8 protein-coding genes are annotated in these 7,723 nt (G+C 36.3%); 4 read left to right on the top strand and 4 right to left on the bottom strand.

Annotated elements, in window-relative coordinates; genetic code table 11:
- The coding region (locus tag DX009_RS13055; protein ID WP_147278698.1) for a hypothetical protein at positions 1 to 199 on the bottom strand (199 nt) is incomplete at its 3' end.
- A 412-nt stretch (positions 200 to 611) separates the two neighbouring features.
- Positions 612 to 1,064 carry a hypothetical protein gene (locus DX009_RS13050; RefSeq protein ID WP_115084412.1) on the bottom strand — a complete coding sequence of 151 codons (453 nt, stop codon included), beginning with the start codon at positions 1,062 to 1,064 and terminating at the stop codon, positions 612 to 614.
- A 92-nt stretch (positions 1,065 to 1,156) separates the two neighbouring features.
- Here DX009_RS13050 and DX009_RS13045 point away from each other — a divergent pair, with 92 nt between their 5' ends.
- The 3 genes from DX009_RS13045 to DX009_RS13035 all read left to right on the top strand — a co-directional run bounded on the left by DX009_RS13045 (position 1,157) and on the right by DX009_RS13035 (position 2,695).
- On the top strand, positions 1,157 to 1,930 hold the full coding sequence (locus DX009_RS13045) for a hypothetical protein (protein WP_115084411.1): 774 nt from the start codon (positions 1,157 to 1,159) through the stop codon (positions 1,928 to 1,930).
- A gap of 262 nt (positions 1,931 to 2,192) precedes the next feature.
- The gene (locus DX009_RS13040; RefSeq protein ID WP_115084410.1) at positions 2,193 to 2,435 is read left to right on the top strand and encodes a prevent-host-death protein; all 243 of its coding nucleotides are present in this window, start codon (positions 2,193 to 2,195) and stop codon (positions 2,433 to 2,435) included.
- Entirely contained in the window at positions 2,417 to 2,695 is a 279-nt protein-coding gene (locus DX009_RS13035) for a Txe/YoeB family addiction module toxin (RefSeq protein WP_115084409.1), read from the top strand. The genes DX009_RS13040 and DX009_RS13035 overlap by 19 nt, the downstream gene beginning before the upstream one ends.
- A 2-nt stretch (positions 2,696 to 2,697) precedes the next feature.
- On the opposite strand, the gene DX009_RS13030 is transcribed toward DX009_RS13035, so the two are convergent.
- A complete protein-coding gene (locus DX009_RS13030) occupies positions 2,698 to 4,287 on the bottom strand; it encodes a coiled-coil domain-containing protein (protein WP_115084408.1) in 1,590 nt (529 codons plus the stop codon).
- Positions 4,288 to 5,367: 1,080 nt separating this feature from the next.
- Between DX009_RS13030 and DX009_RS13025 the strand changes: the two genes are divergently transcribed.
- Entirely contained in the window at positions 5,368 to 6,222 is an 855-nt protein-coding gene (locus DX009_RS13025) for a hypothetical protein (protein ID WP_115084407.1), read from the top strand.
- 472 nt (positions 6,223 to 6,694) lie between these two features.
- Here DX009_RS13025 and DX009_RS13020 read toward each other — a convergent pair.
- Positions 6,695 to 7,723: replication initiation protein (locus DX009_RS13020; RefSeq protein WP_115084406.1), on the bottom strand; the 1,029-nt coding region annotated here is incomplete at its 5' end.

Here is a 7,723-nt window from a genome sequence, read left to right as displayed (position 1 = left end):
TGTCTTTTGTGATTAGATGTTCCATACCTGCTTTTATCATCCACTCATTGTAATGCTTTACAGCAGCATTACCAGTAATACCCTTTGCAAGTCTATCTTTTAATTCTGCAGCCCATACTTTTTCCATATCCCGCAAGTCTTTTCCAGTCTGCTCGAGATTGTCCGAAATCCGTTGTAATTCCGATAAAGTCTTATTCATAAGTCGTTGATTTACAATTACAATGCAAATATACAAGTAATTTATGAGAAAACCAAAAGAAATTCATATATTTTATTCCAAAACTCATATATAAACCCCCAAAAAAGTATTCCAAAACTCATATATTAGTATTCCAAAACTCATATATTAGTACTTTAAGTTATTAGTTTTCAAAGCATTACAAAAGTCGATATGCATATAACATACCATGCTATAAACAAAGTATAGTTTTTTAGAGGGCTGCGCCCGAATAAAAAACAATGTAAAACGCTGAAAACCAAAGGAAAAGCAAGCAGCCCCCTTGGGGGTTGGGGGTACAACAAAGAAATAACGTTTTTATTTGCGTGTACACAAATAAGTACACAAAATAATATTTTTTACTTTAATTTTTATATAACCCACATTCAAAATCTCAATTTCCTTTGTATGGTATAAGTACTGTGTATTGTCTATTCATGAAAGGGTCGCCATTATCTCCACTTCTGTCGTAGAATGAGAATTCGTTTTTAGTTAGTTTTACAATATCCCAGTAATGTTCTCTGCCAAAATAAATAGTTCTAAATTTTGAATCACTAAATGACCATAGTCCATTGATAGTAACCCCTTTTTTATTTTCTTTATTTTCTATTTTTATATTTGTCTTTGTATATGTGCCGTTTTTGTTGAATTTATAAGCAGTTTGCCAAACGCTTCCATTTTCGTCGGTTACTTTCTCACTTGCCCACGTTATGTCACAAATTTGTGATATAACACTTTCTTTTCCATAATTTTTATATCCTTGTTCTTCAACACATCTAATGTTTGAAACAATAAAAAAGAATGCTATTGAAATAAGTAATGATGTTTTTATCCGATTTTTATTCATAGTTAAATATTTTATATACAATGCAAAAATAAAATATTTTTTATATTTTTGTGGCAAAATCCTAAATTATTAACTTAAATGAAAGAAAACCTATGAAAAAGTTATTATCTATGTTTGTTGGTCTATTGACCATTTTTGGTATTTGTTCATGTACCGATAATGAGGTAATGGAACCTGTGGTTAGTGATTCAGAATCGGATATGGAAATTTTATCTCGTTTTGTTGATGTAAATGAAACTACAAATGAGTATTACATCAATGAAAACAAGAAAACCAGGGCATTATCTTATGTAACAGGCTCTGATTTGCAGAAGTTAGAAAAAGTTAGTCCTTTGAGTATTGAAAAATATAAGGCTAACTTACGCTCTTTAAATGCTCAAGTGGCGAATGCAATTTCAGATCCTAATACTGCTTATATTGTTTTTTCTGTAAATGGAAAAACTTTGGTTAAGCAGGTGAGGGAAAACGCAAGTTTTAATATTTCGGTATCAAAAAAAGATGCAGTAACAAGGGCAAGAGGCAGTTTCCCTTCTTTGAGTATTAACGGAGGGTCTCAAAGTTCTACTGGGGTTTTTTATGATTCCAGCCGAACTCTAAGAATGCAAGTTAATTTGGGCCCTTCATCGTTTTCTACTTATTATTTCTTTGAGATATTAAATCCTAATGCTAAGCCAAGTCCAGACAACAATATAACAACACCGGAAAGTGTTTCTTTTAGTGGAATTGGAATGTTGCCGAATAACAACTTTACTTGGACTTCTTATTGGGATGCAAATGTAGCAGGTAAAGGTTTCAAGTGGGAATTTAGAGGAAAGGGTAATAATCCTTCTTATGGTTTTATAGCTAATTGTACTTTTAGTTATTAAAGCGCTTCTATGGTGTATCAAACTATTTTGGGATAGGATACATTTAGGACTAAACCATTAAAAGTAAGAACAAAGCCATATCAGACTATATATTCAAGTGCTGATATGGCTTTTTATAGTTCATTTAGTAATATAGAATCGTCTTTAATTTAGTTTGGCATATTCTATATAACTTATAAGTGTACACAAATAAGTACACAAAATATTTGGCAGTTTGGGAAATAACATCTAACTTTGCATCAAAAATTAGAGCCATAGAGCCATGCAGATAGTTACTACAAGAGAATTTAGAGCCAATCAGAAGAAGTATTTTGAGTTGGCGGAACGTGAGACAGTCTTTGTTTCTCGTAAAAATGCACGTCCGATTGTCATTAGCGTTGCCGATGATGATGATTACCTTTCAAAGGCTGAACTTCTTTCTATCCAGAAAGGATTGGAAGACATCAAGAACGGCAGGACGACAAAGATTAAAGACATCAACAATATATGGGAAAGTATTCTGTAGAATTGGTTGGAACATCAAAAGAGGATTTGCAGAAAATCCATAAATCTGGAAATAAGGCTATTATAAAGAAAATAGAAGCTTTGTTCCTTGAACTTTCAGAACACCCACAAACCGGTACAGGAAAACCAGAACGACTGAAGAACTTGCCCGATATGTGGTCAAGGAGATTAGACAAGAAAAACAGACTGCTTTACACGATAAGCGAGGATCTTGTTGTTGTCTATGTTGTCTCCCTGCAAGGGCATTATGATGACAAATAGCCTTATAGATGCCACCCTCTGCCCCTGCTTTGGTGCTGTTGTTGCCAGTTCTCACCCCTTGCCACTTGCTCGACTTTCCATTGCAGCGTACTTAATTGAGTAGCGTTATCATCATATCCAGGGTATTGAGCATGCGCCAGTTTCACAAGGCATCTGCCACGTTCTTCCCTTTCCTCGATGCTACTTGCTCCCCTCATGGCTTTTTCTATTTTTGCTATATCCTCCCTGCTGAAATCAACATTAAGATGGGGCAAAGACAGATAACGGCATAGTACATTAACAGCGTCCACAGCTGCTTCCCATAGGGAAAAAACTATATCTTGCAACATATCTCCCCGCTTCTTTTGTGTTTTTATCGATTGTGAACTGATCTTTGTTTGTTTATAGGCTTCGTCTCTTTGCCGTCTTGCATCTGCGAGTGCAGCCGAATACTCCCTTTCTTTGGCATTGACGGCTTTCTGCGCCTCCTGCTGGATTTGTCCTATGGTTTGTATGGATTGTGCTTTGCTGTTGATTTGAAGCTGCTGGAGGTCGTTTATTTGCTTTCTAAGGGCTTCTATCTCTTTGTCCTTGGAACTCTGCCCGAAAATACCCTTTACGCCCTCAGAAAGCGTTTTTGCGGTCTCTATGGCTGCTTCCTTGCGTGCCTTGGCTACCTTGAAACGCTCCAATTCATCTTTCATCTGCTTTTCTTTTCTTGCCTTTTCTTCCTCCAGTTGCTTTAATTCCTTGGCAAGGCTTTGTTTTATCTCCTCCGTTCTGACTTGTTGCTCTTTCAGCCAATCAGATCCTAATTTCAATTGTTCCTTTAGTTCTTCCGCCTGCTTGAGTGCTGCATTTCTTCTTCTCTCTGCTTCTTCTTTCTGTCGATTGATTTCATCGAGTTTTTCTTGGTTGTCTCCGATTTGTTCTCTAAGAATATTTGCTCCCATTTGCAAATTCCTGATACATATAGTTTGCACTTCGGTTTCTTCCATTTTCTGAGCAATCTTATAAGATAATCCGTCCAAGTGTTTTTTTGTACTCTCTTGACCTCTTCCCATAGAAAGCACTTCTGCTGCAATAGTCTGCATATCTCTTGCATCTTGCTTGGAAGTCTTCCAACTCTTGCCGTTGTCGTGGTTGTACCAATCAAACACCATGTGTGCATGTAGGTTCGGTTTCCATGTTACCCCCTCTATGATTTGTTCTTGCGTGGGATTGTCTGTTGTTTTTAGTCCTACATCTTCTCCATTTCTGTTAATCCAATGTCCCTCGTCTCGATGTATCGAGATATGAACACATTCAATTCCAAACCGCTGCTGATAGATTTTGCCCAACTTTTTAAGGTCGTCCATTGTTGTTTTTTCATCAATGACAACAACAGCTTCATGTAAAGGCACGGCTTTACTTTGCATTTTTCGCCCTGTCTTTTCCTTTACAAGTTTGCGAATTTCTTCACGTCTATCAGCAAGACTTTTTGAACTGTCCCACATCCAATTTTCATTTTTGTTTGTGAGCTGTGTTCTTACATAATCAAGTTTCTTTTTTCTGTAATTATGTATCTCGCTTATCTCTTTGCAAGGTTGAAAATGCACAGAAGTTTTTGCCATAATTTAGGATTTTAGTTTGGGGGTAAAAGCAGGGGTTAAGGGGGTGCAGCCCCCTACCCTCGGAGAGCGCACAACTACCCGATGAAATCGAAGGTAGTTTAAGTGCGCTTAGACTATACTAATATAGTCCTCACGCAGCAAAGGTATAAAATGTATTTTAAACTACCAAGCGAAGAGGATTATATTTGTGTAGTCTATCATGCGCGGCGTATGCCCATAGAAGGGGGTGTAGGGGGCAGCATAGCCCCCACAGCGATAGCACTATGAAACGGAGCGGTTAGATGTGCGCCCTATGGTGTGGAGGAACGGAACACCCTGCGCACGAGTGGAGAGAGCGAAGCGGAAACGAAACGACCCCCTATAAACAAAAAATCCCACCTCACGCAAAAACTTGCACCAGGTGCAAATCTTGCATGTAGTGGGAATAGACTTGCATCAGATGCAAGTTCTTTTATTTATTTTTTCGCTCTTAATCGAACTTTAGCAAAGTTGAATCTATTTATTATTATCAGAGATAAATAAATAAAAGAATATTATCATAATATGATTACAATTTTTTTAATAACAGCCTTTAAGTTGTTGGCTGTTCTAAGTCAAATTGCGACAATATATGTTGCTATTAAAGTGTTTAGAGGAGAATCTTAATCTTTAAAGGGAGGGGTATTTTTACCCTTCCCTTTCGCTTTTGCCATTCTATATGTTCTTAGTTTTCCTTTTTGTCTTTGATGTAAAAGTATACTCCTCCGATATTTGCTATAGCAATAACGAAGATCATCATTAAAATTCCTGCGTTCATATCTACTGATGCAAGTTATTTCCCCTTTTTTATTTTTCCCTTTAGTCCGTTGATGATCCAGCCGGTGCCTTTGCCACTTCGTGTAGCCCCCTGCTCTCGGAGAGCGCACAACCCTACAAGGGTTATTGTAGACTATAACCTGAACACAGAGTTTACCTGCTAACAAAGATATAAGTTGTTTTTTGATGTTTATCGAAATAATAAGTTAAATAATTAAAAAACGTAAGAAGGAACACTTTTTTTTGATATATTTGCAATATTACCATAACTAAAAACTTAATCTTATGAAAAAATTGACTGATTTTTCTTTTTGTAAGTTCTTATTTGTATTAGGATTTGCAACTTTGTTGGCAGCTTGTTCGGAAGAAAGTACAGACAAAGTAAATAATGTTGTTAATTCAAGTTCCATTAAGGAACAAGTTCAAATTACTCCTAAGGTACAACAGGAAATAAACAAGTTTGAGGAGACTTATTTTAAACAAATGAACGTTACGGATAATTCCGTAACAATGGTTGGATACAGAACTATGCCTTTATCTGGGAAAAATAAAGAGGTAGTGAAGTGGCAATTTGAAAAGTATAAAAAAGAAATAGAAAAAAGTAAGGGAATATTTATAGCTTCAGATTTCTCTTTTTATAGAATATATTTTCCGATGCACACAGCCATTGTCGATATTAATGGCAAAGAATATAAAGCAAATGAAGTAGGAAGTATACGTGGAATGCAATTAACAAGAGCGACCCCATCCAGTATAGCTATTATAGGGAGGGTTAAAAGTGAAAAAGTTGCAGGATGCAGTAAAAATATAATACTTCCTAATAAAATACTACTCAAAAGCAAACTTATTCCAACTGAGAATAAAAAAGGATTCTATGTTTTTGATTTAGGAATAATTGAATGTTGTCAGAAAGAGACGAGGGGAGTTCGTTCTACACCTTGTACCCAGAATCATCCTGGTTATGCAAATTGTAGTGATGCTTTTCAACTTTGGGGTGGCAATTGTGTACAAAGAAAAGATGTCTGTATGGATTTTAATGGTTGGGGAAGTGATTGCGTAAAAGGACCTAAAACTTATTTTCTTGGAAGCGATTGTCAGAAAGCAATGGCACGTGGTCATTGTTGGAATGAATATATGTAAGTTTCACAATGTGTAATTTTTATATTTTTTTTAAGGGAGATATGTTGCTCGTAAGTATATTTACGGCGACATATTTCCTTTATTGTTTTTTTTATGGCTGGAAAAAAGAAAGTGGAATTGCTAAGATGGGGGTCTTTCTTTTCTTTTCTTTTTACTATTTTTTTTTCTTACTATCACTTTTTCTTTCTATTCAAGATATAAGAGGTATTGCAAGATTTATAATCATTCCCACTATCACAATTATCCTTCTTCTTTTACCAACAAAGTTGGGGGTAAAAACAAGAAGATTATTATTATTATTATTTAGTTGCTATGTACTATTTTATCTTTTTATTATTATATGGCATTACTTTAGTCTTATGTAAGACTTAAATATTTATATTTAAGGAGATTAGCCATCTACGGTTTTCTTTTTGATTATATATCCGGTGCGGTTCTTGAACGTGCTCGTTGAATGTTTGTGTTTTTACTTTTATCTTGAAGTCTTCGTTCCGTTTTTAATCTTTCCTTTTAGTCCGTTTATGATCCAGCCAGTGCCTTTGCCACTTCGTGCAGCTCTTTCTCTTAGGTCTGCAAGGTGTTCGACAAGGTTTGGCAATGTCTGTTGAGCCGTTAAGAACAAAGCTTTGTTAGCGTTTATTTCTTCTTTGGTCATATTCAGATTGTACAGAAGATAATCAGATACAGCCCTGTCAAGCATGCCATAAGCACCAGCAATGTTGCCGACCTTTGCTTGCAGTTCTTTCTGTTCAAGCTGCGGGTCTTTGTTCTTCTGAATATACTTTGGATAGAACGTGTAACCGATAACTTTCTTTCCGTTGCGTCCCCTCGATGCAACTTCCTGCCTTTCCCAAGTGAACGAATAAGGGCTACTTTCGTCAAGTTCCTTTTGGGCTACTTCGAGAACATATCTTTCTAAATCTGCAACAGCTTTGAATTTCTTTTCGATGGAAAACATTTTGCGGATTTCCTCGATGGAGTAGTTTAAGGGTTCTTTCTGTCCGCTTAACAACTCGTAGAAACGCATCGAATAGACAGATTTAAACTGCATCGTAGTTTTTAATTCATATTTACGATACCCCTTTGTGAAGTCTAATACTATGTTCCAGACGTTTGGAGATACACGGAATTTTGCTACTCCAGTACCCAAATTTACCCTTACTCTCTCCAGCATGTGGTCGAGATACCAAACATTTCCTTTGGTCTGCTCGATAGTACGGCTTGACATGGCTTTAAAAGCCTTCTTTGCCTTTGCATAGTTGTTGTCTTCCTCATTGGCAAGAATACAACGCACTGGCATTGTTATATCTTTGTCCCCGAATAGATTTGTTTCTACTTTCATACCAATCCATTTTACAAAGTCTTTGCCCTGCAATTCTGCTTGTGCCAACTCTACAAGGCGGTATAAGATACGTTTCTCATACACGCTAAAATCATATCGAGCAGCCGTAAGCATATAGGATTGAACAACGTTCTTGTTTTTTTCAATAGGTCTTGCCAT

Origin of the sequence: Prevotella pallens (assembly GCF_900454935.1) — a bacterium.
In the GTDB taxonomy this organism is placed as follows: Bacteria; Bacteroidota; Bacteroidia; order Bacteroidales; family Bacteroidaceae; genus Prevotella; species Prevotella pallens.
Note: the sequence above shows the minus strand (reverse complement) of the source record. Positions and strands in the feature narration are given on the sequence as shown.